General features: G+C 71.8%; 20 protein-coding genes and 1 riboswitch. Of the genes, 2 read left to right on the plus strand and 18 right to left on the minus strand.

The window, feature by feature from the left end; all coding sequences use genetic code 11:
• Nucleotide 1: 1 nt before the first annotated feature.
• From ribD to rpe, 3 genes are all read right to left on the minus strand, one after another.
• On the minus strand, nt 2-1,063 hold the full coding sequence (gene ribD, locus ACGFIK_RS15670) for a bifunctional diaminohydroxyphosphoribosylaminopyrimidine deaminase/5-amino-6-(5-phosphoribosylamino)uracil reductase RibD (protein WP_393339901.1): 1,062 nt from the start codon (nt 1,061-1,063) through the stop codon (nt 2-4).
• A gap of 146 nt (nt 1,064-1,209) precedes the next feature.
• A riboswitch (FMN riboswitch) is annotated at nt 1,210-1,382 on the minus strand.
• 58 nt (nt 1,383-1,440) lie between these two features.
• Complete coding sequence (locus ACGFIK_RS15675) at nt 1,441-2,421, minus strand: response regulator (protein ID WP_327026729.1); 981 nt, start codon at nt 2,419-2,421, stop codon at nt 1,441-1,443.
• A 1-nt stretch (nt 2,422) separates the two neighbouring features.
• Nucleotides 2,423-3,103: a ribulose-phosphate 3-epimerase gene (gene rpe / locus ACGFIK_RS15680; protein ID WP_327026730.1), complete on the minus strand. Its 681-nt coding sequence runs from the start codon at nt 3,101-3,103 to the stop codon at nt 2,423-2,425.
• 245 nt (nt 3,104-3,348) lie between these two features.
• On the opposite strand from rpe, the gene ACGFIK_RS15685 reads away from it, so the two are divergent.
• Nucleotides 3,349-4,236 carry a septum formation family protein gene (locus tag ACGFIK_RS15685; RefSeq protein WP_327026731.1) on the plus strand — a complete coding sequence of 296 codons (888 nt, stop codon included), beginning with the start codon at nt 3,349-3,351 and terminating at the stop codon, nt 4,234-4,236.
• 58 nt (nt 4,237-4,294) lie between these two features.
• The gene (locus ACGFIK_RS15690) at nt 4,295-5,179 is read left to right on the plus strand and encodes a septum formation family protein (protein ID WP_393339905.1); all 885 of its coding nucleotides are present in this window, start codon (nt 4,295-4,297) and stop codon (nt 5,177-5,179) included.
• A 42-nt stretch (nt 5,180-5,221) separates the two neighbouring features.
• Here the strand turns inward: ACGFIK_RS15690 and ACGFIK_RS15695 are convergent, their stop codons facing one another.
• The 15 genes from ACGFIK_RS15695 to carA form a co-directional block, all read right to left on the minus strand.
• Nucleotides 5,222-6,574: an RsmB/NOP family class I SAM-dependent RNA methyltransferase gene (locus ACGFIK_RS15695; RefSeq protein WP_393340158.1), complete on the minus strand. Its 1,353-nt coding sequence runs from the start codon at nt 6,572-6,574 to the stop codon at nt 5,222-5,224.
• A gap of 59 nt (nt 6,575-6,633) precedes the next feature.
• Nucleotides 6,634-7,560, minus strand: a complete 927-nt coding sequence (fmt, locus tag ACGFIK_RS15700; RefSeq protein ID WP_393339907.1) for a methionyl-tRNA formyltransferase — start codon at nt 7,558-7,560, stop codon at nt 6,634-6,636.
• A gap of 5 nt (nt 7,561-7,565) precedes the next feature.
• The gene (def, locus tag ACGFIK_RS15705; RefSeq protein WP_327026735.1) at nt 7,566-8,126 is read right to left on the minus strand and encodes a peptide deformylase; all 561 of its coding nucleotides are present in this window, start codon (nt 8,124-8,126) and stop codon (nt 7,566-7,568) included.
• Between the two features lie 107 nt (nt 8,127-8,233).
• Complete coding sequence (locus ACGFIK_RS15710; protein WP_327026736.1) at nt 8,234-9,223, minus strand: AAA family ATPase; 990 nt, start codon at nt 9,221-9,223, stop codon at nt 8,234-8,236.
• A 292-nt stretch (nt 9,224-9,515) separates the two neighbouring features.
• Complete coding sequence (locus tag ACGFIK_RS15715; protein ID WP_393339911.1) at nt 9,516-11,519, minus strand: primosomal protein N'; 2,004 nt, start codon at nt 11,517-11,519, stop codon at nt 9,516-9,518.
• Nucleotides 11,520-11,584: 65 nt separating this feature from the next.
• On the minus strand, nt 11,585-12,778 hold the full coding sequence (gene metK / locus ACGFIK_RS15720) for a methionine adenosyltransferase (protein WP_327026738.1): 1,194 nt from the start codon (nt 12,776-12,778) through the stop codon (nt 11,585-11,587).
• 93 nt (nt 12,779-12,871) lie between these two features.
• The gene (coaBC, locus tag ACGFIK_RS15725) at nt 12,872-14,098 is read right to left on the minus strand and encodes a bifunctional phosphopantothenoylcysteine decarboxylase/phosphopantothenate--cysteine ligase CoaBC (RefSeq protein ID WP_327026739.1); all 1,227 of its coding nucleotides are present in this window, start codon (nt 14,096-14,098) and stop codon (nt 12,872-12,874) included.
• A gap of 14 nt (nt 14,099-14,112) precedes the next feature.
• Nucleotides 14,113-14,376, minus strand: coding sequence for a DNA-directed RNA polymerase subunit omega (gene rpoZ, locus ACGFIK_RS15730; protein WP_007075826.1), 264 nt, complete (start codon nt 14,374-14,376; stop codon nt 14,113-14,115).
• Between the two features lie 51 nt (nt 14,377-14,427).
• Entirely contained in the window at nt 14,428-14,961 is a 534-nt protein-coding gene (locus tag ACGFIK_RS15735; RefSeq protein WP_327026740.1) for a guanylate kinase, read from the minus strand.
• Nucleotides 14,962-14,986: 25 nt separating this feature from the next.
• Nucleotides 14,987-15,304: an integration host factor, actinobacterial type gene (gene mihF, locus ACGFIK_RS15740; protein WP_327026741.1), complete on the minus strand. Its 318-nt coding sequence runs from the start codon at nt 15,302-15,304 to the stop codon at nt 14,987-14,989.
• A 171-nt stretch (nt 15,305-15,475) separates the two neighbouring features.
• Nucleotides 15,476-16,312, minus strand: coding sequence for an orotidine-5'-phosphate decarboxylase (gene pyrF, locus ACGFIK_RS15745; protein ID WP_327026742.1), 837 nt, complete (start codon nt 16,310-16,312; stop codon nt 15,476-15,478).
• 77 nt (nt 16,313-16,389) lie between these two features.
• On the minus strand, nt 16,390-17,664 hold the full coding sequence (locus ACGFIK_RS15750) for an adenosylmethionine--8-amino-7-oxononanoate transaminase (RefSeq protein ID WP_327026743.1): 1,275 nt from the start codon (nt 17,662-17,664) through the stop codon (nt 16,390-16,392).
• A 141-nt stretch (nt 17,665-17,805) separates the two neighbouring features.
• Complete coding sequence (locus ACGFIK_RS15755; RefSeq protein ID WP_393339918.1) at nt 17,806-18,846, minus strand: quinone-dependent dihydroorotate dehydrogenase; 1,041 nt, start codon at nt 18,844-18,846, stop codon at nt 17,806-17,808.
• A gap of 139 nt (nt 18,847-18,985) precedes the next feature.
• Nucleotides 18,986-22,345: a carbamoyl-phosphate synthase large subunit gene (gene carB, locus ACGFIK_RS15760; protein WP_327026745.1), complete on the minus strand. Its 3,360-nt coding sequence runs from the start codon at nt 22,343-22,345 to the stop codon at nt 18,986-18,988.
• The gene (carA, locus tag ACGFIK_RS15765) at nt 22,338-23,501 is read right to left on the minus strand and encodes a glutamine-hydrolyzing carbamoyl-phosphate synthase small subunit (protein WP_327026746.1); all 1,164 of its coding nucleotides are present in this window, start codon (nt 23,499-23,501) and stop codon (nt 22,338-22,340) included. Before carA ends, carB begins: the two co-directional genes overlap by 8 nt.
• Nucleotides 23,502-23,597: the final 96 nt, after the last annotated feature.

The raw sequence follows: 23,597 nt of genomic DNA on the forward strand, positions 1-23,597 counted from the left end.
CCTAGCCCTCCCTCTTGCGGGGTGACGCGGTGATCCGTAGATCCGGGCCGATCTGCGTAACGTCGGTGATCTCCAGGTCGATGGCCTCGGCGATGGTGGTCACACCCGCGTCGACCAGGGCGGCCGGGCCCGCGCCGAGCAGTCGGGGGGCCAGGTAGCCGACCACCCGGTCGACCAGGCCGGCGGCCAGGAAGGCCCCGGCCAGCCTGGGCCCGCCCTCCAGCAGCACCGCCCGTACCCCCCGGGTGTGCAGGGCGGCCAGCAGCGCGGGCAGGTCCACCCCGCCGTCCGGGTCGGCGCCCACCTCGGCTGCGGTGGCGATCCAGGTGCGGGCCGCGCCGTCGCGGACCTGGGCGTCGGCCGGGGTACGCCCGGCGGAGTCGACCACCACCCGCAGGGGCTGCCGGATGGCCAGGCTGCCGTCGCGCAGGTTGCGTACGGTCAACCGGGGGTCGTCGGCCAGGACGGTGCCCACCCCGACGATCACCGCGTCGACGGTCGCGCGCAGCGCGTGCACGTCCATCCGGGCCGCCTCGGAGGTGATCCACATGCTGGTGCCGTCGGCCGCCGCGGAGCGCCCGTCCAGGGTCGCCGCGTACTTCCAGATGACGTAGGGCCAGCCCCGGCGCATGGCGGTCAGCCAGGCGATGTTGCCCTGCTCCGCCTCGGCGGCCCGGACCCCCAGGTCCACCCGGACACCGGCGGCCCGCAGGGTGGCCGCGCCCCCGGCCGCCACCGGGGTGGGGTCGGGCACCGCGATGACCACCCGCGCCACCTGGGCCTGCACCAGGGCGTTGCTGCACGGGCCGGTACGCCCGGTGTGGTCGCAGGGTTCCAGGGTGACCACCGCGGTGCCGCCCTTCGCCCGGTCACCGGCCTGGGCCAGCGCGACGATCTCGGCATGCGGCCCACCGGCGTACGCGTGGAAGCCCTCGCCGACGACCTCGCCGTCGGCGTCGAGCAACACGCAGCCGACCACGGGATTGGGACTTGTCGTGCCGAGCCCGCGCGCCGCGAGTTCGATCGCGCGACGCATCGCCTCGTCCACGGAGACGCTCGCCATCGCCTGGTCCCTGCCCTCTCGCTGGTCCTGGCGCGGGCGGGAGCGGGGAACAGGCATGCGGCGGCGGAGCCCAGGAACGGCACAGCCGCCCCCGGGACGGGTGGGTGCGCACGCCGAGCTGCGGCGAGCACCGACCCTTCCGATCCGCGCGCTGTCTCCCATCCGGACTGTCTGGGCGCGGACGGACCGCACCCAACCGTCGGCCCCGGATTCTCACCAGGTCCACCGGGCGGAATGACCGCTCCCGGGTCGCGGGCTTACCACGGTCAGACCGTGGATCACCGCCGGTTCGGAATTACACCGAGTCCCGCCAGCGCGTGGTGGGTACTGAGGGAAAGTCTTACACGTAGGGCGGGTGGTTTGGCCAGCCCGGCGAGCTACTTCACATGACGGTTACCCGGGTCACCGACGCCGCGTCGACGGTCCACCGCCACGTACGAACCGGGTTGGCTCTTGGCCACGGTTTTCATCTCCGAAGCGATCGTCATGGCCTCAAGTGGGCTGGTCAGACGCTTGTCGGAGTCGGATATGCAGACCCCGATGGACAGGGTCACCAAGGCCGCTTTTCGGATGTTTCCCCGCCGGTCCTTCAGCTCCACGTACCCCCGTTCGCGGTCCGTGGGGTCGTAGAGGGCGTCCGCCGCCTTCTCGAATTGTGCGGAGACCCGGGAGGTCAACGGCCGGACCTGATCCGGGGTGCAGACGAAGACGAAATCGTCCCCACCGACATGCCCCAGGAAGGCCGGCGGCGGGGCCACCGAGACCACCGCCTGATGCAGGGTGCGGGCCAGGGCGGAGATGAAGTCGTCGCCCCGGACGAACCCGTACCGGTCGTTGACGCTCTTGAACCGGTCGATGTCGATGTAGCCGACCGCGTAGTCCGTGCCGATGCGGACCCGATCGGCGATCTCCCGCCGGATGCGGCTGTTACCCGGCAGCCCGGTGAGCGGGGAGACCTCACGGAACTCCTTGTTGCGGCGCAACGTCGAGGTGACCCGGGCCAGCAGTTCCAGGGTGTCGAAGGGCTTGACCAGATAGTCGTCCGCGCCCGCGCTCAGCCCGTTGACCTTGTCCTGGGTCATCCCCTTGGCGGTCAGCATGATCACCGGCAGGACGGCCGTCATCGGGTCGGCCCGCAGCCGCCGGGTCAGTTCCAGGCCGTCGATGCGGGGCATCATCAGGTCGACCACGGCCAGATCGGGACGCTGACGGGCGATCAGCTCCAACGCCTCCTGACCGTCGCTGGCCAGCATGACCTCGAAACCGTGCAACCGCAGGTTGAACTCGACGAAACGGGCGATGTCCTCGTCGTCGTCGACGACGAGGATCACGTCCTTGCGATCGCCGGCGGCCTCCACCTCACTGCCCGTCGACCGCGCGCTCCGCCAACCCCCGCAGCCGGCGTACCGCCTCGGCCGGATCGTCCGCCCCGTAGACCGCGGTCCCGGCGACGAAGGCGTCCGCACCGGCCGCGGCGGCCTGCTCGATGGTGTCCGCGGCGATCCCGCCGTCGACCTCGATGCGCAGTTCCAGGTGACCGGCGTCGCGGTGCCGGCGGACGGCGCGGACCTTGTCCAGCAGTTGCGGGATGAACCGCTGACCGCCGAACCCGGCCTTGATGGTCATCACCAGCAGGGTGTCGAAGTGGGGCAGCAGGTCCAGGTACGGCTCGATCGGGGTGTCCCGGTCGATCGCCAGTCCGGCCTTGGCCCCGGCCGCGCGCAGGTCCTTGGCCAGCGCCACCGGATCGTCACACGCCTCGGCGTGGAAGGTGACGTTGTAGGCCCCGGCGTCGGCGTAGCCGGGCGCCCACCGATGCGGATCGTTGATCATCAGGTGGACGTCGAAGGGGATCTCGGTGGCGGCGCGCAGACTCTGCACCACCGGCAGCCCGATGGTCAGGTTCGGTACGAAGTGATTGTCCATCACGTCCACGTGCAGCCAGTCCGCGGCGTTCTCGACGGCGCGGACCTCCTCGGCGAGGCGGGAGAAATCGGCGGCGAGGATGCTGGGCGCGACGATCAGCGGCGGTACGGTCACCGGGCCAGTGTACGAAGGCGGTGACCGGCCGCCGGCAGCGCGGCACCGAACCGGACACCACGTGACCCAGAGGTGACCAATGGTGCAGAATGACACCCTCCGGAGACGGAGGCACGCGAATTGGTGATTTCCGACTGGCCGAAGCGGCGAATCGCGGCGACACTCCATCCGGGACGGTGACGGTAACCTGCTGGCCGTGGGCACGGGAGCCGCAGCCGGGCACCGGCTCCCGGAAAGGGCGGACGATGCGACGCTGGTTCGCGGCGCTGGCGTTGGCCAGTGCGGCTGTGATTGCGTTGAGTGGCTGCGTACGACAGGGCGCGACGGACGGCGACCTCACCGACGACTGGCCGGCCCTGCGGGCACCGACGATGTTCGTCCCGGCCACGGACGCCTGCCTGCCCCGGGTCACCGCGATCGTGCAGGCGAGCACCTACGAGACCGTGGACTGCGCCCGCAATCATCTGGCCGAGGCGGTACACGTCGGCTTCTTCACCGGTGCGGCGGCCCGCGGCCCACGTCCCTCCCCCGGTTCCGCGGCCCTGCGCGCCGCCCGGGCCGAGTGCGACCAGCGGGCCCGACTGGTCCTCGGCGGCGACTGGCATGTCGCCCGGCTGACCCTGAACATCGCCCTGCCGTCGGTGTCGGCCTGGAACGGCGGCGCGCGGTGGTTCCGGTGCGACCTGAGCGAGACCGACAGCATCGACAACACCCGGCCGGTCAACCGCACCGGCAGTCTGCGTGGCGCCCTGATCGGTGACTCCCCCCTGGTGCACCGCTGCTTCGACCCGAAACTGATCGGCAACAGCCTTAACTACATGGCTCCCGTGCTGTGCACCGAACCGCACGGCGCCGAGTTCGTCGGGGTCTACATCGAGCGGGACATGACCTGGGAGGAGTTCAGCCGCTCCGCCGGCCAGGCCCACCGCCGCTGCATGTCCCTGATCGCCGCGTACGCGGATGTGCCCAACAACTCCGACCTGCCCTACCGCGCCGGCTCGATCTTCTACCCGCCCTCCCAGCGGGAATGGGAGGAGGGCGACCGGGGGGTGCGGTGTCTGTTGTGGAGCGACGACCGCAAGCTCACCGGATCGATGCGGGGGGTCGGCCCGCAGGGGCTCCCGGTGACCTGAGGGTGCCGTATGCTGCCGCTGCGCGTGCGGGGTGCACGGGTACGGGGGAGGTCTACGGATGCGACGGTGGCTGACCGGAATCGCACTGGGCACTGTGGTGGCCCTGGCGCTGGGCGGCTGCACGACACCGGAGGGGACCGACGGCGATCTCAGCGACGACTGGGCGCCGATGGCGGCACCGGTGGTGTTCACCCCCGCGGCACAGACCTGTCACCCCCAGCCTGTGGTGGTCGGTCATCTCCGCGACTACACCCCGGTGGCCTGCGATCAACCGCACCAGGCCGAGACCATGCATGTCGGCACCCTGCCCGAGACCGACGAGAAGGAGCCGCCGGTCGTCGGCAGCGCCGGAATGCGGACCGCCTTCACCGAGTGTGACCAGCAGGTGCGCAAAGCCCTCGGCGCCGACTGGCGGATCGCTCGGGTCAGGTTGAGTGTGGTCCTGCCCTCGCCGCAGGGGTGGACCGGCGGAGCACGCTGGTTCCGCTGCGACGTTCGCGAACTGTCCGACCTGGAGGACTCGACTTCGGTACGCCGCACCGCCAGCCTGGCCGGGGCCCTGTCCGGGTCCTCCCCCCTGCGGCACGGGTGTTTCCGGGCCAAGACCGACGGCAGCCTGGTGACCGAGATGGTCGCCGTGAAGTGCACGGCACGGCACCGGGCCGAGTTCGTCGGTGTCTGGAAGGCCCCGAACAGCAGCTACGAGAAATTCCTGAACAACTCCACCCGCAACCATCGGGCCTGCCGCAGCCTGGTCGCCAAGTACGCCAAGGTGCCGGACGACGGCAACCTCGAGTACCGCACCGGCACCATCTTCTACCACCCCGACGAGGACGAGTGGCGCAGCGGCGACCGGGGTGTGCGGTGCTTCCTGTGGAGCAACCGGCGGGAGCTGACCCGTTCGGTGAAGGGGGCCGGCACCCGAACCCTGCCGATCGGCTGAGTGCGACCGGCAGGGCTCGGCGTCAACCCGCCCCGCAGGGGGTCAACCGCGGCGCAGCATGGCGAGGAACATGGCGTCCGTGCCGTGCCGATGCGGCCACAACTGCACCGTGGGCCCGTCCCCTAGACCCGGCATCCCCGCCGGCAGCAACGGCCGGGCGTCGATGAAGTCCACCGGGGTGCCACTGCGGCGGGCCGCCTCGGTGACGGTCACATGGGTCTCCACCGTGTGCGGTGAACAGGTCACGTAGGCCACCACCCCACCCGGGCGGACCGCTCGGATCCCGGCGGTGAGCAGTTCCCGCTGCAACCGGGTCAGCGCCGGCAGATCCGAGGGCTGACGCCGCCACCGCGACTCCGGTCGACGGCGCAACGAACCCAGCCCGGTGCACGGGGCGTCGACGAGCACCCGGTCGAAGTGCCCCTCCGGCAGCTTAGGCTCGGCACCGACCAGCCGTCCGTCGGTGTGCAGCACCGTCACCGGCAGACCCCGGGTGGCGTTCTCGACCAGACGCGCCCGGTGCTCGGCCACCTCCACCGCGGTCAGCCGGGCCTCGCGCTGGGCCGCCAGGGCCCCCAGCAGCCCGGACTTGCCACCCGGCCCGGCACACAGGTCGAGCCAGCGACCGTCCGGGCCCTCCACCGGTGCCTGCACCAGGGCGGCGGCCACCAGTTGGGAACCCTCGTCCTGGACGTGGGCCCGCCCGTCGACCACCGCGGCCAGGTCCCCGGGGGCGCCGCCGGCGAGATAGACCGCGTACGGCGAGAAGGCACCCGGGGCGCCACCGGAGGCGTCGGCCAGCTCGACCGGGTCGGCCAGACCCGGCCGGGCGCACAGGTGCACCGGTGGGCGTTCGTTGTTCTCGATCAGCAGCCGGGTGGTCTCGCCGAGGTCCCCGCCGAGCGCCTCCGCGAAGGACCGGACGATCCACTGCGGATGGCTGTGGGCCAGGGCCAGGTGACCGATCGGGTCGGTCTCCATCGACGGCGCCAGCCGGGCCACCCACTTGTCAAGGTCAGATGCCGACACCTCGCGCAGCACCGCGTTGGCGAACCCGGTGGCCCCCTGACCGACCATCCGCACCAGGTCGACCGTCGAGGAGACGGCCGCGTGCGGGGGCACCCGGGTGTGCAGCAACTGGTACGCGCCGATGCGCAGGGCGTCGCGGACCGGCGGGTCGATGCGCTCCACGTCCCGCCCGGCCGCGGCGGTGAGGATCGCGTCCAGGGTGCCGGAGTGTCGCAGGGTGCCGTAGGTCAGCTCGGTGGCGAAGGCGGCATCCCGCCCGTACAGCCCCTCGTCCCGCAGGATCGCCGGCAATACCAGATTTGCGTACGCGTCGTCCCGGTTGACCGCGGCGACGGCCTGGTACGCGGCGTACCGGGGGCGGTCCATGGCCGGGCGCGGGGCACGCGGGCCCCGGCGGTCCGCCTCCCGGCGGGGTGCGGCGTCCCTCACGCGAAGTCCTCCCCGGCGCTGACCCGGGCGCCCCGCGCCCAGTCGGTGGCCGACATGGCCCGTTTGCCGGCCGCCCGCACCTCGCCCAGACGGATCGGGACGGTGGCCGTGCCGACGAGTACCCGCGACTTCTCCACCAGCAGCTCACCGGGCTTGAGGGCGGCGGCGTCCGGGGCCGCTACGACCGGTCCCAGCTTCACCCGCTCGCCCCGGAAGGTCGTCCAGGGGCCGGGTGCCGGGGTGCAGGCGCGGATCCGGCGGTCCACCGCGAAGGCCGGGTCGGACCAGCGGACCCGGGCGTCCTCCACGGTCAGCTTCGGGGCCAGGGTTACCCCCTCGGCGGGCTGGGGCTCGGCCCGGGCGGTGCCGTCCTCCAAGGCGTCCAGCACCGCCACCAGCAGCCCGGCGCCGGAGTGGGCCAGCCGCTCCAGCAGGTCACCGGAGGTGTCGGCCGGCCGGATCTCGTCCGTGAGGGTGCCGTAGACCGGGCCGGTGTCCAGCCCCTCCTCCAGTTGGAAGACGCTGGCCCCGGTGATCTCGTCACCGTGCAGCACCGCGTGCTGCACCGGGGCGGCCCCCCGCCAGGCGGGCAGCAGCGAGAAGTGCAGGTTCACCCAGCCCAGCCGGGGGATCTCCAGCGCCACCGGCGGCACCAGGGCCCCGTAGGCCACCACCGGTACGCAGTCCGGGGCCAGCTCGCGTAGCCGGTCCAGGAACTCCGGCTCGCGGGGGCGGGCCGGGGTGAGCACCTCGATGCCGTGCTCGTCGGCCCAGGCACCCACCGGGGAGCGGACCAGGCCGCGACCGCGACCGGCCGGGGCGTCCGGGCGGGTGACCACGGCGACCAGCTCGTGCCGGGACTCGGCGACGGCGGCCAGGGCGGGTACGGCGACGGCCGGGGTTCCGGCGAAGATCACACGCATGCCGGTCACCGCCCCAGACCGAAGGGGCTGCCGGCGCTGTGTGGGCTCAGCTTGACCGTGGGCGGGGCGGCGTCGTCGTACCACTCGGCCTGGCGGATGGCCTTCATGGCCTCCTTGCGGCCGGCCGGGTCCAGCCGGTCGATGAACAGCACGCCGTCGAGGTGGTCGGTCTCGTGCTGCACGCAGCGGGCCATCAGGCCGGTGCCGACGATCTGCAGGGGGTCGCCGTAGCCGTTGAACCCCTTGGCGATGACGTTCTGCCGGCGCTTGGTGTCGAAGTACATCCCGGGGATGGACAGGCAGCCCTCCGGGCCGTCCTGCTCCTCGGCGTCCGGGAACTCCAGCACCGGGTTGACCAGGTGGCCCACCACGTCGTCGACATCGAAGGTGAACACCCGCAGGCCCACGCCGAGCTGTGGCGCGGCGAGACCCGCCCCGCTGCTGTCACGCATGGTGTCGGTCAGGTCGGCGATGAGCTTGCGCAGCTCGACGTCGAAATCGACCACCGGATCGGCCGGCGTGCGCAGCACCGGATCGCCGAACAGACGGATGGGCTGGACGGTCACGCGGTTTGACTCCTTAGCGGCGGACAGCAGTGCCTCACCAGTCTACGGAGTGTCCCGGGTCGGCCCGACCGGCGCATCATGATCGCCGGCCGGGCGGCGGGCCGTGGTCAGCCGATGCTGCCGGGCTCCCCGGCCAGCACCGCGTCCCCGGCCAGCAGGGCGTGCTCCGGCAGGGGCAGGCGGATGTCGTGCGCGGCCTCCCAGTCGTGGATCAGGCTGGGGCGGGCCTGCGCGGCGAAGAAGTCGACCGCGCTGGTCGTACCCACCACCGGCTCGTCGACCTCGGCGACCAGGCGGCCGGGGACCATCCGGAAGCCGTTGCGCAGGGCGGCGCTGAGCCGCCGGTGCCCGTTGACCACGAAGAAGTACTCACCGGTGTAGCCGATCTCCAGCGGCTCCAGGCCGGTCTCGCCGGCCTCGGCCACCTCCCCGAGGAAGGTCGAGTCGGAGTCCCACAGGCCGCGCAGACCGGAGACGTCCTCGGTCGGGTAGACCCGCGCGGGATCCAGCAGCAGCAGCGGGGGCGCCTCCCGCAGCACCTCGGGAGCCAGCCGCCCCTCGTAGGCGTCGATGATCCGCTCGATCACCTCGTCGGCCGGGGCCCGGGTGGTGTCGCAGATCAGGTCGTAGTTGCGCAGCCGGGCCTTGTCCACGCCGTAGCGGATCAGGAACCGGCCCCGCTCACTCTCGCTGCGCTCCCGGAGCTTGGCCTTGGCCTCCTCCATGGAGGTGTAGCTCTCGGCCGGCCCGGAGGGGCGCAGCAGCACCCGACGGGCCGCCTCACCCGGCTCGGTGATCATGTGCACCTTGAGGGCGTCCGTGAAGAAGTGCCAGGCCAGCCGCGAGTCCATGACCAGGCTCTCACCGGAGGCGGCGATGTCGCGCTGAAGCTGGTCGACATAGCCGTCGACGGCCTGGTCCAGCTCGGCGTGCAGATTGAGTTGCAGGGCGGTCATCTGACGATCCTGGGCCATCTGCCGGTAGAGGTCCCCGACACTGACCCGGCGCAGCCCCAGCCGCTTGGAGATCTCCACCGACACGGTGCTCTTGCCGCTGCCGAGGTCACCGTTGAAGACGATCGACTGACGAACGGTCACGACTGGCCACCCCTGATCACGGCTGAATTGAAGCATCGATTTCGCGCCGGACCGACGCGGTCGCGCCGTCCTGCGACAACCCCTACCCTGCGCGCCTGCCGCCGCACCGTGACCTGGAGCGGTCGTGCGCCCCGGCATGACGGGCGACTCTATCACCTTCGGCGGGACCGCCCCGAAGACACGACCAGCGATGGGGGCATCGCCACAGAGGGCGTTGATCGCCTCACATATGGCGACAATTGCCGTGCCGAGCATCACATTCCGTGATCACCCGACCGTAGGGGTGTCCGGGTCAGAACATCGCCAGGGGGTCGATCTGCAGGCGTACCGGATCGGCCGCCTTCCGGGCGCTGCGCACCCCGGCCGCGACATGCAACGCCTCGGCCAGCGCGGCGGCCCGGGCCCGGGGCACCCGGATCAGCATCCGCTCCCGCTCACCGTCGGCCGGCACCGGACCCAGCAGTTGTGCCTGCTCGGGCAGGCGGGCCTGCGCCAACAGGTCGGCCACCGCCTCCGGAGCACCGGTCAGGCTGGCCATCCGTACCGCCGGTGGGAAGCCCAGTTCCCGCCGCTCGGCCAGCTCCCGGGCGGCGAACCAGGCGGGATCCCAGCGCAGCAGCGCCTGCACCGGGGCCAGGGCCCCGTCCGCGACCACCACCACCCGGCCACCCTGGGCAGCCGGGCGGGCCAGGGCGGCCGCCGCCGCCCACCGCCGCAGCGCCTCCTCCCCCGCGCGCAGGTCGGCCCGGGTCAGCAGGGCCCAGGTGTCCAGCAGCAGCACCGCCCCGTAGCCACCGGCGGCGACCGGCTCGGCCCCCGGGGTGGCGATCACCAGTCCGGGGCCGCCGGGAACCTCCACCAGCACCTCCTCCCGACCGGAGGTGCGTACCGGCACCCCCGGGAAGGCCCGGCCCAACTCCTCCGCGGTGCGGCGGGCCCCGGTGACGGAGGCCCGCAGCCGCCGTCCATGGCAGTGCGGGCAGGCGTACGCGGCCGCCACCCGGGCGCACCAGCGGCAGTGCGGGGCCCCACCGGCCGAGGGCAGCGCCAACGGCCCGGCGCAGTGCGGACAGCGGGCCGGGGTACGACAGTCGTCGCAGGCCACCGACGGCAGGTAACCCCGCCGGGGCACCTGCACCAGCACCGGGGACTCCGCCCGTAGCGCCTCCCGGGCGGCGGTCCAGGCCAGGCTGGGCAGCCGGGCGGTAGCCGCTCCCGGGTCCCGGGCCAACTGGGGGTCGTCCCCGGTCGGCGCGACCGCCGGGGCCCGCGCCCGCAGCACCTCCCGGGTCGGCACCACCTCGCGGGCCCACCCGGTCTCCACCAGCAACTGCGCCTCGGCGGTACGGGCGTAGCCGCCGACCAGCGCCGCGGCCCCGTCCAGGTGGGCGCGGGTGAGCAGCACCTCCCGGGCGTGCGGGTACGGCGCCCGGGGCTCGGCGTGCAGGTCGTCACCGTCGTCCCAGATGGCCACCAGGCCCAGCCGGGACACCGGGGCGAACATCGCGGCCCGGGTACCGATGACCACCGGGGCATCGTGGTGCCGGGCGGTGAGGAAGGCGCGGTACCGGCGGGCCGGACCCAGCGCGGCGGACAGGCAGACGTGCCGGTCCGGTCCCAGGGTGGCGGTCAGGGCGGCGTCCAGCCGGTCCAGGTCCCGGCCGTCGGCGACCACCACCAGAGCGCCCCGACCGGCGGCCACCGTGGCCGCCACCGCAGTGGCGTACCGCGCCGCCCAGTCCTCCCCCGGCAGGGCCGACCAGACGGCCCGGGGTGCCCGCCCGGCGGCCAGGGCCCGCAGCAGGGCCGGCCCGGCCGGATAGTCCCCCCACCCCCCCGGTTCCGGCCCGCCCGAACCGCTCGGCTCGGTGGGCTCGCTCGGCTGGTTGGCCTCACCCGACGCGGTGGGCTGACTCGAATCGGCGGGCTCGCTGGGTTCGGTGGTCGGGTCGGTCGGGGGTTCGCCGGTAGCGGTGCGGGCCAGGAAATCCTTCTCCACCCGGGCATGCCGGGGTGGGACGGCCAGGCGCAGCACATCGGCCAGGCTGCCGGCGTACCGGTCGGCGACCGCACGGGCCAGCCGACGCACCTCGGCGGCGAGCACCGGCACCGGCGAGACCACCTTCTCCAGGTACGCCAGCCGGGGATGCTCGGAGCTGTCGTGGCGTTCCAGCAACCAGCCGTCGACCAGCTGACCGGCGAAACGCACCTTGACCCGCACCCCGGGGCGCGCCTGCGCGTCCAGCGCCTGCGGGACCAGATAGTCGAAGGGACGGTCCAGGTGGGGCAGCGGCACATCGACACAGACACGAGCGACCGGCGACCCGTCAGCGGGTCGCCGGTCGTCTCGCCTGGTGCCGGTCAGGCTCCCGCGGCCGACTTGAGGTCGGCGGCCCGGTCGGTGCTCTCCCAGGTCAGCTCCGGCAGTTCCCGGCCGAAGTGACCGTAGGCGGCGGTCTGCGCGTAGATCGGACGCAGCAGGTGCAGGTCCCGGATGATCGCGGCCGGACGCAGGTCGAAGACCTCCGTGACGGCCTTCTCGATCGAGGCCACCGGCACGGTCTCGGTGCCGAAGGTCTCGATGAACAGGCTCACCGGGTGCGCCTTGCCGATGGCGTAGGCGACCTGCGCCTCGCACCGCTCCGCCAGGCCGGCGGCGACCACGTTCTTGGCCACCCACCGCATCGCGTACGCGGCCGACCGGTCGACCTTCGAGGGGTCCTTGCCGGAGAAGGCGCCACCACCGTGCCGGGCGTACCCGCCGTAGGTGTCGACGATGATCTTCCGCCCGGTCAGGCCGGCGTCACCCATCGGGCCACCGATCTCGAAGCGGCCGGTCGGGTTGACCAGCAGCCGGTAGCCCTCGGTGTCCAGGCCCAGGCCCTCAAGCTCCGGGGCGATGACGTGGTCCCGGACGTCCGGGGTCAGCAGCGACTCCAGGGAGATGTCCGCGGCGTGCTGACTGGAGACCACGACGGTGTTGAGGCGTACCGGCCGCAGGCCCTCGTACTCGATGGTGACCTGGGTCTTGCCGTCCGGCCGCAGGTAGGGGACGGTGCCGTCCTTGCGGACCGCGGCCAGGCGACGGGCCAGGCGGTGGGCCAGGGCGATCGGCAGCGGCATCAACTCCGGGGTCTCGGAGCAGGCGAAGCCGAACATCATGCCCTGGTCGCCGGCGCCCTGCGCGTCCAGTGCGCTCTCCGAGGCGCCGGTGCGCAACTCGAAGGCGTTGTCGACACCCTGGGCGATGTCCGGCGACTGGGAGCCGATCGAGACGCTGACGCCGCACGAGGCGCCGTCGAAGCCCTTCTTCGACGAGTCGTAGCCGATGCCGAGGATGGTCTCCCGCACGATGGTCGGGATGTCGGCGTACGCCTTGGTGGTCACCTCGCCCGCGACGTGCACCTGACCAGTGGTGATCAGGGTCTCCACCGCCACCCGGCTGTGCGGGTCCTGGCTGAGGAGGGCGTCGAGGATGCCGTCACTGATCTGGTCGGCAATCTTGTCCGGGTGGCCTTCCGTGACCGATTCGGACGTAAATAGGCGGCGTGTCACGGCACTCCTAAGTCAGTGGAAGTCGTTGGGAGTCAGTGGATGTCGTTGGGCGGCAGTGTAGTCACCAAACGGTACGGGTACGTCGATCGTCGTCTAGGGGGCCACTCGTACGGAGGATCGCCCCGAAAGCCTGACGACGACCAGATCCCACACCTCGTCGGCAAGCTCCTCCTTGGACTGTTCGGCCAGCCGGGTGACCGAACCCGCCACGTCGATCACGGTGGCCGCGTTGGTGTCCGCGCCGAAGACCTTGTCCAGCCCCACCTCGTTGATGACGATGAGGTCAGCCCTCTTGCGGGCCAGCTTGGCCCGCCCGTTGGCCTCGGCGTCACCGGTCTCGGCGGCGAAGACCACCAGCACCTGTCCCGGCCGCCGCCGCTGGCCCAACTCGGCGGCGATGTCCGGGTTGGTGACCAGTTCGATGGTCGGGGCCACCCCGTCGTCCGCCTTCTTGATCTTGCCTTCAGCGTAGCTGGCGGGTCGGAAATCCGACGGAGCCGCCGCCATCACCACCACCTCGGCGTCGGCCGCGGCCCGCACCGTGGCCTCCCGCAGCTCGGCGGTGGTGCCCACCCGGATCAGGTCCACCCCGGCCGGATCGGGCAGTGACACGTTGGCCGAGATCAAGGTGACCCGGGCACCCCGGGCCACTGCGGCGCGGGCGAAGGCGTAGCCCTGCTTGCCGGAGGAGCGGTTACCCAGGAAGCGCACCGGGTCCAGGGGTTCCCGGGTGCCTCCGGCGGTGACCAGCACGTGCCGACCGGCCAGGTCGGCCGGGGCGGCCGCGCCCCGGGCCAGGGTCCGGCGGGCTACCGCGAAGATCTCCGCCGGATCGGGCAGCCGACCCTTGCCGGTGTCGGCCCCGGTGAGCCGCCCCACGGCGGGCTCGATGACCCGTACCCCCCGGCCGCGCAGGGTGGCCACGTTGTCGACCGTGGCGGGGTGCTCCCACATCTCGGTGTGCATGGCCGGTGCCAGCAGCACCGGGCAGCGGGCCGTCAGCAGGGTGTTGGTCAGCAGGTCGTCGGCGATGCCGTGGGCGGCCTTGGCCAACAGGTCGGCGGTGGTGGGTGCGACCACCACCAGGTCGGCCTGCTGACCCAGGCGTACGTGCGGCACCTCGTGCACGTCGGCCCAGACCTCCTCGGTCACCGGCTGACCGGAGAGCGCGGCCCAGGTCGGGGCGCCGACGAACCGCAGCGCGGCGGCGGTCGGCACGACCCGCACCTGGTGTCCCGACTCGGTGAACAGCCGCAGCAGTTCACATGCCTTGTACGCGGCGATCCCGCCGCCGACCCCGAGGATGATCCGGGCGCTCATCGCACGCGCAGGGATTACGGCTGGTCGGTCGGCTCAGCGGTGAGCAGGCCCGCGTTGATCTCCCGCATCGCGATGGAGAGGGGCTTCTCCTGAGGGGTGGTCTCGACCAGCGGGCCGACGTACTCCAACAGACCCTCACCGAGCTGGCTGTAGTAGGCGTTGACCTGACGCGCGCGCTTGGCCGCGAAGATGACCAGAGCGTACTTCGACGTCGTCTTCTCCAGAAGCTCGTCGATCGGCGGGTTGGTGATGCCTTCTGGGTTGGCGATGGATCCCACGGATTAACCTCTGCGTCTTTCGCACGGACCGCGCTAGCGCGGTGCCGGCGCTCAACCGCGCGGGCGCGGCCGGGCCGGAGCCAGGAAGGAAGAACCGATGAATCCTACCAGTTCGCCCACGACCCGCTCCGTGCGGTCGTACGACACGGTGTGGTCGAAGGCCGACACCACGGTCATGGCCGGCATTCGGCCGGGCGGGTGGAGCAACACCAGTCGGGCCTGCGGCCAGGCGGCCCGCACCAGCAGGGCCCCGTCCAGATCCAGGGGCAGCAGGACCGGCACTCCGGCGGCGAGCCGGAGACGCAGCGGGGCGGTCTCGGTGCCCCGGCGATGCGCGCCCAGCCAACTCCACTCCAGCAGTTCGCCCGCGGCCAGGCGGCGGTCGAACTCCGGTGGGCTCAGGAAGTGACGATCGACCCCGTCACACTCGCCCTCACGTCGGGGTCGGGTGGTGACCGTGATCGGCCGCCACACGGACGGAGAACGCGCCCGGACCAACTCGACGACACTCTCCCTACCGGCACCGGATGGGCCAGCCAGGACAGTGAGCCGAGCCGCCGGGCGCGTCTCGTCATCCAAGCTCACTGCTTGTTTCTACACGCAGCCTCGCTCAGTTGGCAGCGAACTCCCCAAGCAGGGCCTTGCGCTGCTGCTCGCCGAGGCCACGCAGGCGACGGCTCTCGGCGATCTTGAGCTTCTCCATGATCTGGGTGGCCCGGATCTTGCCGATGCCCGGCATCGCCTGCAGCACGGCCGACACCTTGAGCTTGCCGACGACATCGTCGGACTCGGCCCGCGCAAGAACGGCACCGAGGGTGGTCTTGCCCTGCTTGAGCTGCTCCTTCAGCTCGGCACGGGCTTTGCGGATCTCCGCAGCCTTCTCCAGCGCGGCTGCGCGCTGCTCGGGGGTCAGTGACGGGAGCGGCACCAGTTCTCCTCAGGTCCCTATCGCGACGGGCGGGACGCACCGCCGCATCTGTGAAACGTGGTGTCGCTGTGAACCAAGGGGTTCCCAGCGCCGGGAAAACTAGCGGTCAACGGAGCTTTCGGCAACGTGGGCGCGCGATGATCACCACAAAGTGATCGAGCCATCAGTCAGTCAGGACATCCTCAGCGCGGCCTGGCAGTCGGTTACCGCCCGGTCAGCTGCGGCCCGCAGAGCATCCGGGTGTGGGCCCGCTCCCAACACCTCCCGGGAGTACGACGGCAGCACGGCGGGCAGACTGGAACCGAACACCACCCGCAGATCGGCCGCCGTGGCACCCTGCGCGCCGAGCCCCGGCGCCAGCAACGGACCGTTCATCGCCGACAGGTCGCAGCCGGTCTCGCCGACAGTCGCCCCGATCACCGCACCGATACTCCCGAGCGGTTCCGCACCCGCGTTGAGCTGCGCAATCTCGTCGATCACCGTCTGCGCCACGGTGCGTCCGTCCGCCGTCGTGGCCCGCTGGACCGCAGCGCCCTCGGGGTTGGAGGTGAGCGCCAGAACGAAGACCCCGCCGCCGTGTTCGGCGGCGAGTTCGAACATGGGGGCGAGCGATCCGACCCCCAGGAACGGGCTTGCCGTGACCGCGTCGACATGCATGGGGCTGGATGGATGAAGGTACGCCGTGGCGTACGCGTGGACGGTCGAGCCGATGTCGCCACGCTTGACGTCGAGCAGAACGAGCGCGCCGCGCTCGCGCAACTGTCGGATAGTTGACTCAAGCACCGCCACACCGTGGGACCCGAATCGCTCGAAGAAGGCCGACTGAGGCTTCACCACCGCAACTCGGTCACCGAGGGCGTCCACGACGGTCGCGGCGAACCGGCTGAGCCCCTCGACGTCGTCGGCGAGACCCCAGCGGGCCAGCAGGGCCGGGTGCGGGTCGATGCCGACGCAGAGCGGACCCCGTTCACGGACGGCCCGGTGCAGTCGGGTGCCGAAGCTCTCCATCCTTCGCGCCTTTCTCTCATTGCTCAACTTGCCCTGTCCGGCTACTCAATCGCGGCACCCAGGTCGGGTCCGACTACTCAGGCGACCCGGGCCGCCGCACCGATAGCCGCCGTGATCAGCGCCAGGTCGGCGTCCTCGGTGAGGTACGGCGGCATCGTGTAGATCAGATCCCGGAAGGGACGCAGCCACACTCCCGCTGCAACCGCGGCGGCGGTGGCGGCGGCCATGTCGACCTCGTGGTCGAGTTGCACCACACCGATGCCGCCGAGGACCCGGACATCCGCCACCCCCGGGGTGCCACGCAACGGTTCCAGGCCGACCCGCAGGTTGCGCTCCAGCCGGGCCACCTGCCCGGCCCAGTCCCCGCCGGTCAGCAGGCCCAGCGAGGCGTTGGCGACCGCACAGGCCAGCGGGTTGCCCATGAAGGTCGGCCCGTGTGCCAGCACCCCACCGGCCCGGATGCCGGCCGCGATCTGCGGGGTGCACAGCGCGGCCGCCAGGGTCAGGTAGCCGCCGGTGAGGGCCTTGCCGACACACATCACGTCCGGAACCACCCCGGCGTGCTCGGCGGCGAACATCGTCCCGGTACGCCCGAACCCGGTGGCGATCTCGTCGAAGATCAGCAGCACCCCGTGCGCCCGGGTCACCTCGCGCAGCACCTTCAGGTAGTGGGGGTTGTGGAACCGCATCCCCCCGGCCCCCTGCACCACCGGCTCGACGATCACCGCGGCCAACTCGTCGGCGTGCCGCTGCACCGCCTCGACCAGCGCGGCCTCGTACCCCGGATCGACCGGTGTGTCGAAGCCGCCCGGCGGCACCGGGGCGAAGACCTGCCGGGGCAGCACCTCGCCCCAGAGATGGTGCATGCCCCCCTCGGGGTCGCAGACGCTCATCGGGTGGAAGGTGTCCCCGTGGTAGCCACCCCGCCAGGTGCCCAACCGTCGGCGCTGCGGCCGGCCGGTGGCCCGCTGGTACTGGAGGCACATCTTGATCGCCACCTCGACGCTGACCGAGCCCGAGTCGGCCAGGAACACGTGCTCCAGCCCCTCGGGGGCCAACTCGACAAGGGTGCGGGCCAGCTCGACGGCGGGGGCGTGGGTCAGTCCGCCGAACATGACATGACTCATCCGGCCCAGCTGGTCGGTCACCGCGGCGTCCAGCACGGGATGCCGGTAGCCGTGGATCGCCGCCCACCACGACGACATCCCGTCGACCAGCTCACGCCCGTCCGCCAGCCGCAGCCGTACCCCCTGGGCGCTCTCGACCAGGTACGGCGACATGGCCGGCGGCAGGGCCGCGTACGGATGCCAGACGTGCGCGGCGTCAGCGGCGAGAATCTCCTCCGGCCTCACCGGGTCTCCCCTCCGGCACCGACCGGGCGGGGCCCCGACCCGCCCGCCCCCGGCGCCCGTCGCTCGTACACCTCGGTAGGTGGGTCGGGCCGGTCGCTGTCTCCCCCTCAGGTCCGGCACCGCCCGCCCCACCGTGGTCTGTCATCGTGTGGTGGTGGTCGGCTGCGGGGCGGCCGCCGCCGCGCGGGCGACCGCGCGGGGCAGGGCCGGGCCACGGTAGATGAAGCCGGTGTAGAGCTGCACCAGGCTGGCTCCGGCGTCGAACATCCGGGCCGCGTCGTCGGGGTGGAGGATGCCGCCCACCCCGATGATCGGCAGCCGTCCGCCGGTCTCGCGGTGGACGAAGGAGACCACCCGGCGGGCCCGGTCGGTCAGCGGTCGACCGGACAGGCCGCCCGCCTCCCCGGCCCGCGGCTGGTCGCTCGGGGCCAGGCCCTCGCGGCCCAGGGTGGTGTTCGTGGCGATCACCCCGGCGGCCCCCCGCGCCAGACACACCTCCAGCAGTTCGGCGATGGCGGGCTCGGTGAGATCCGGGGCGATCTTCACCAGCACGGGCTTCTCGCCTACCAGGGCGGCCAGCAGGGCGTCCAGGTGGTCCCGGTCCTGCAGGGCGCGCAGGCCGGGGGTGTTCGGTGAGGAGACGTTGACCGCGAAGTAGTCGCCGTGCCCGCGCAGGGCGCGGTACGACGCCTGGTAGTCGGCCACCGCCTCCTCCAGCGGTGTCACCTTGGACTTGCCCAGGGAGATCCCCAGGGGTACGCCCAACGGGCGGGGCAACGCCGCCAGCCGGGCCGCCAGGGCCTCGGCTCCGGCGTTGTTGAAGCCCATCCGGTTGATCACCGCCTCGCTGTCCGGCAGGCGGAACAGCCGGGGACGGGGGTTACCGGGCTGCGGGTGGGCCGTCACCGTACCGACCTCGACGAAGCCGAAGCCCAGGGCCGGCCAGGCCGGCAGCGCCGCCCCGTCCTTGTCCATCCCGGCCGCCAGTCCGACCGGGTTGGGGAACCGCACCCCGAACACCGTGCGGGGTGCGGCCACCGCGTACCGGGCCCGCAGCACCGCCAACGCGGCCGGCATCCGCGACAGCGCGCTCAACCGCCGCAACGTCCACTCATGGGCCGCCTCCGCGTCCCCGCCCCCGACCCGGAACAACCCCCGCCGAACCGTCCGCTCAAACATCACCCAGCACCTCCCCCGCCCCCGGCATCGCCCCGTTGATCATGAGATTGACGGCGGTGTGGATCTCCTCCACTGCCGCCAACCTCATGATCAACCGACAGGAAGCGGGGTGGGGTGAGGGGGTGGGGGTGGGTGGGGTTTTTCATTGGGGGGTCCGGAGGGTGGCGTGGAGGGCCTGGAGGGGGCGGACCTGCATGTCGCCACGGATGCGGGCCTCGATGCCCATGACCGCGGCGGCGGCACCGGGGACCGTGGTGATGCAGGGGATGTCAGCGGTCACCGCGGCGCTGCGGATCTCGTAGCCGTCGGAACGGGCGCTGGCACCGGAACCCTGCGGGGTGTTGATCACCAGAGCGATCCGGCCGTTGCGGATCAGCGACACCGCGTCGTCGTCGGAGCCGGCCTCGTAGTGCTTGGGGGCAAGCTCGCAGGCGATGCCGTGCCGACGCAGCACCTCGGCGGTACCGGCCGTCGCGACGATCTCGAAGCCCAGATCGGCCAGGCGCTTCACCGGGAAGATCATGCTGCGCTTGTCGCGGTTCGCCACCGAGACGAAGATCTTGCCCTGGGTCGGCAGGTCACCGTACGCGGCCGACTGGGACTTGGCGAAGGCGTACCCGAAGGCAGTGTCGATGCCCATCACCTCGCCGGTCGACTTCATCTCCGGGCCGAGCAGGGAATCCACCCCCTTGCCGGCCGGGGTCCGGAAGCGCTTGAAGGGCAGGACCGCCTCCTTGACCGCTACCGGGGCGTCCAGCGGCAGGGTGCCACCGTCCCCGGTCGCCGGCAGCAGACCCTCCGCCCGCAGTTCGGCGATGGTCGCCCCGAGGGCGATCCGGGCCGCCGCCTTGGCCAGCGGCACCGCGGTGGCCTTGGAGACGAACGGCACCGTACGCGAGGCGCGCGGGTTGGCCTCCAACACGTACAGGGTGTCGTCCTTCAACGCGTACTGCACGTTGAGCAGGCCGCGTACCCCGATGCCCCGGGCGATCGCCTCGGTGTACCGGCGGACCTGTGCCACATGGGAGCCGGCCAGGGTGATCGGCGGCAGGGCGCAGGAGGAGTCGCCGGAGTGGATGCCGGCCTCCTCGATGTGTTCCATCACACCGCCGAGGTACACCTCCCCGTCGGCGTCGCAGAGGGCGTCCACGTCGATCTCGATGGCGTCGTCGAGGAACCGGTCGACCAGCACCGGGTGGTCCGGGGAGATGTCCGTGGCCCGCCCGATGTAGTCACGCAGGGTGGCGTCGTCGTAGACGATCTCCATCCCCCGCCCGCCCAGCACGTACGACGGCCGGACCAGCACCGGGTAGCCGATCGCGTCGGCGATCTCCTTGGCCTCCTCGTACGAGGTGGCGGTGCCGTGGTCCGGGGCCCGCAGACCGGCCCGGGCCAGTAGGGCCCCGAAGGCGCCCCGCTCCTCGGCCAGGTGAATCGACTCCGGGGAGGTGCCGACCACCGGTACCCCGGCGTCCTTGAGTCGCTGCGCCAACCCGAGGGGGGTCTGCCCGCCCAGTTGCACGATCACGCCCACCACGCCCGGCCCTCCGGCCGCCCGGCCGGAGGAGTCCTCCGCGTGCCAGACCTCCAGCACGTCCTCGAAGGTCAGCGGCTCGAAGTAGAGCCGGTCGGCGGTGTCGTAGTCGGTGGAGACCGTCTCCGGGTTGCAGTTGACCATCACGGTCTCGAACCCGGCCCCGGAACCCGTACCCCGCAACGCCTGCACGGCGTGCACGCAGGAGTAGTCGAACTCGATGCCCTGCCCGATCCGGTTCGGCCCGGAACCCAGGATCAGCACCTTGGGCCGGTCCGAGCCGACCACCTCGGTCTCCGCGTCGTACGAGGAGTAGTGGTACGGGGTGGTGGCCTCGAACTCCGCGGCGCAGGTGTCCACCGTCTTGTAGACCGGTCGGATCCCCAGCCGGTGACGCAGGGTCCGTACCCCGTCCTCGGCGGCCAGTTCGGGACGCAGCGCGGCCAACTGGCGGTCGGACAGGCCGGCCCGCTTGGCCTGGTGCAGCAGTTCGCCGTCCAGCACCGGGGCGGCCACGATCTCCGCGCGCAACTCCACCAACGCGGCGATCTGGTCCACGAACCAGGGGTCGATCCCACCGGAGGCCGCGGTGACCTCCGCGATCGAGGCACCCAGGCGCAGCGCCCGCTCCACCGTGTAGAGCCGACCGTCGTGCGGGGTGGCCAGGGCGGCGAGGGTGTTCTCCTTGGTCGCGCCGGCCGGGTCGGGCACCGTCCAGAACCCGGCGGCCTTGGTCTCCATGGACCGCATCGCCTTGTTCAGGGCCTCGCTGAAGTTGCGGCCGAGACTCATCGCCTCGCCGACGGACTTCATCGTGGTGGTCAGCTCCGGATCCGCGCCGGGGAACTTCTCGAAGGCGAACCGGGGGATCTTCACCACCACGTAATCCAGGGTCGGCTCGAAGGCCGCCGGGGTCTTGCGGGTGATGTCGTTCGGGATCTCGTCGAGGGTGTAGCCGATGGCCAGCTTCGCGGCGATCTTCGCGATCGGGAAGCCGGTCGCCTTGGAGGCCAGCGCCGAGGAGCGGGACACCCGGGGGTTCATCTCGATGACCACGATCCGCCCGTCGGCCGGGTTGATCGCGAACTGGATGTTGCAGCCGCCGGTGTCCACCCCGACCTCCCGCAGCACCGCGATGCCCAGGTCACGCAGGCGCTGGAACTCGCGGTCGGTCAGGGTCATGGCCGGTGCCACCGTGACGCTGTCGCCGGTGTGCACGCCCATCGGGTCGATGTTCTCGATCGAGCAGACCACCACCACGTTGTCGTGGCGGTCCCGCATGAGTTCGAGCTCGTACTCCTTCCAGCCGAGCACGCTCTCCTCGATCAGCACCTCGTGCACCGGGCTGGCGGCCAGCCCCGAGCCGGCGATGCGCTCCAGGTCCTCGTCGTTGTGCGCCATGCCGGAGCCGAGGCCGCCCATGGTGAACGACGGCCGGATCACCACCGGCAGGCCCAGCTCGACGACGGTCTCGCGGACCTCGTCCATCGAGTGGCAGACCCTTGAGCGGGGCACCAGGCTCGTGGGATCCGCCATGCCGAGCTGTACGCCCGCCTTGGCCACGATGTCCTTGAACAGCTGCCGGTCCTCGCCGCGACGGATCGCGTCGATGTTGGCGCCGATCAGCTCGACACCGTACTTCTCCAGCACCCCGGCCTCGTGCAGGGCGACCGCGGTGTTCAGCGCGGTCTGCCCGCCCAGGGTGGGCAGCACCGCGTCCGGCCGCTCCTTGGCGATGACCAGTTCGACGAACTCCGGGGTGATCGGCTCGACGTAGGTGGCGTCGGCGAACTCTGGATCCGTCATGATCGTGGCCGGGTTCGAGTTGACCAGGCTGACCCGGATCCCCTCGCTGCGCAGCACCCGGCAGGCCTGGGTGCCGGAGTAGTCGAACTCGCAGGCCTGCCCGATGACGATCGGCCCGGAGCCGATCACCAGGATGTGCTTGAGATCGTCGCGCTTAGGCATTGCTGCGCCCCTTGCTGTGGTTCCGGCCCTCGATCAGTTCGGCGAAACGGTCGAAGAGGTAGTCCGCGTCGTGTGGACCGGCCGCCGCCTCCGGGTGGTACTGCACGGTGAAGGCCGGGACCTCCAGGGCCCGCAGCCCCTCGACCACGTTGTCGTTGAGGCAGACATGGCTGACCTGTACGCCCCCGAACTCGGTCTCGATGACCTGGTCGGGCACGACCGCGCCCGGGGCCACCCCGGGCACCTGCACGGCGAAGCCGTGGTTGTGGCTGGTCACCTCGACCTTGCCGGTCATCCGGTCCAGCACCGGCTGGTTGATGCCCCGGTGGCCGTAGCCGAGCTTGTAGGTGCCGAAGCCCAGCGCCCGGCCGAGGATCTGGCTGCCGAAGCAGATGCCGAACAAGGGCACCTTCCGACGCAGCACCTCACGGGCCAGCTTGACCGGCCCGTCGGCGGTGGCCGGGTCACCCGGGCCGGGTGAGAAGAAGACCGCGTCCGCCCCGGTGGCCAGCAGATCGTCGATGGTCGCCGTCACCGGCAGCACGTGGGTGGTAACCCCCCGGGCGGCGAGCCGACGCGGCACGTTGCGCTTGATGCCCAGGTCCAGAGCGGCCACCGTGAACCGGTGCTCCCCCTCGGCCGGCACCACGTACGGCGCGGTCGTGCTCACCTCGGCGGACAGGTCCGCGCCGACCATGTGCGGCGACTGGCGGACCCGGGCCAGCAGGGCGCGGGGGTCGTCGTCGATGCTGGAGATGCCGACCCGCATGGCGCCCCGGTCGCGCAGGTGCCGGGTCAGGGCCCGGGTGTCCACCCCGCTGATGCCGACGATCCCCTCGGTGGCCAGCCGGTCCTCCAGCCCGCCGGTGGCGCGCCAGTTGGAGCTGATCCGTGCGGGGTCTCGCACCACGTAGCCGGCCACCCAGATCCGCCGGGACTCGTCGTCCTCGTCATTGACACCGGTGTTGCCGATGTGCGGGGCGGTCTGCACCACGACCTGCCGGTAGTACGAGGGGTCGGTCAGGGTCTCCTGGTAGCCGGTCATCCCGGTGTTGAAGACCGCCTCACCGAAGGTCTCCCCGACGCTGCCGTAGGCCTCGCCGTGGAAGGTGCGCCCGTCCTCCAGGACGAGAATCGCCGGACGCCTACGACTCATGCCGCGCCTCCGATCCGGACGACGTTGCTCCGCTGGGCTGCGCTCACTTGAGTACGCCTTTCGTTCGCGACTGCGGGACTCCGCTCCGCTACATTC

Origin of the sequence: Micromonospora sp. NPDC048871, assembly GCF_043198155.1 — a bacterium.
Classification (GTDB): Bacteria; Actinomycetota; Actinomycetes; order Mycobacteriales; family Micromonosporaceae; genus Micromonospora.

What these genes read in the sequence shown, in the direction of transcription:
- carA (WP_327026746.1), bottom strand. Translation starts at nt 23,501, where the DNA reads ATGAGTCGTAGGCGTCCGGCGATTCTCGTCCTGGAGGACGGGCGCACC.
- pyrF (WP_327026742.1), bottom strand. Translation starts at nt 16,312, where the DNA reads ATGGAGAGCTTCGGCACCCGACTGCACCGGGCCGTCCGTGAACGGGGT.
- ACGFIK_RS15695 (WP_393340158.1), bottom strand. Translation starts at nt 6,574, where the DNA reads ATGGACCGCCCCCGGTACGCCGCGTACCAGGCCGTCGCCGCGGTCAAC.
- coaBC (WP_327026739.1), bottom strand. Translation starts at nt 14,098, where the DNA reads ATGAGCGCCCGGATCATCCTCGGGGTCGGCGGCGGGATCGCCGCGTAC.
- fmt (WP_393339907.1), bottom strand. Translation starts at nt 7,560, where the DNA reads ATGCGTGTGATCTTCGCCGGAACCCCGGCCGTCGCCGTACCCGCCCTG.
- ribD (WP_393339901.1), bottom strand. Translation starts at nt 1,063, where the DNA reads ATGGCGAGCGTCTCCGTGGACGAGGCGATGCGTCGCGCGATCGAACTC.
- ACGFIK_RS15690 (WP_393339905.1), top strand. Translation starts at nt 4,295, where the DNA reads ATGCGACGGTGGCTGACCGGAATCGCACTGGGCACTGTGGTGGCCCTG.
- ACGFIK_RS15685 (WP_327026731.1), top strand. Translation starts at nt 3,349, where the DNA reads ATGCGACGCTGGTTCGCGGCGCTGGCGTTGGCCAGTGCGGCTGTGATT.
- carB (WP_327026745.1), bottom strand. Translation starts at nt 22,345, where the DNA reads ATGCCTAAGCGCGACGATCTCAAGCACATCCTGGTGATCGGCTCCGGG.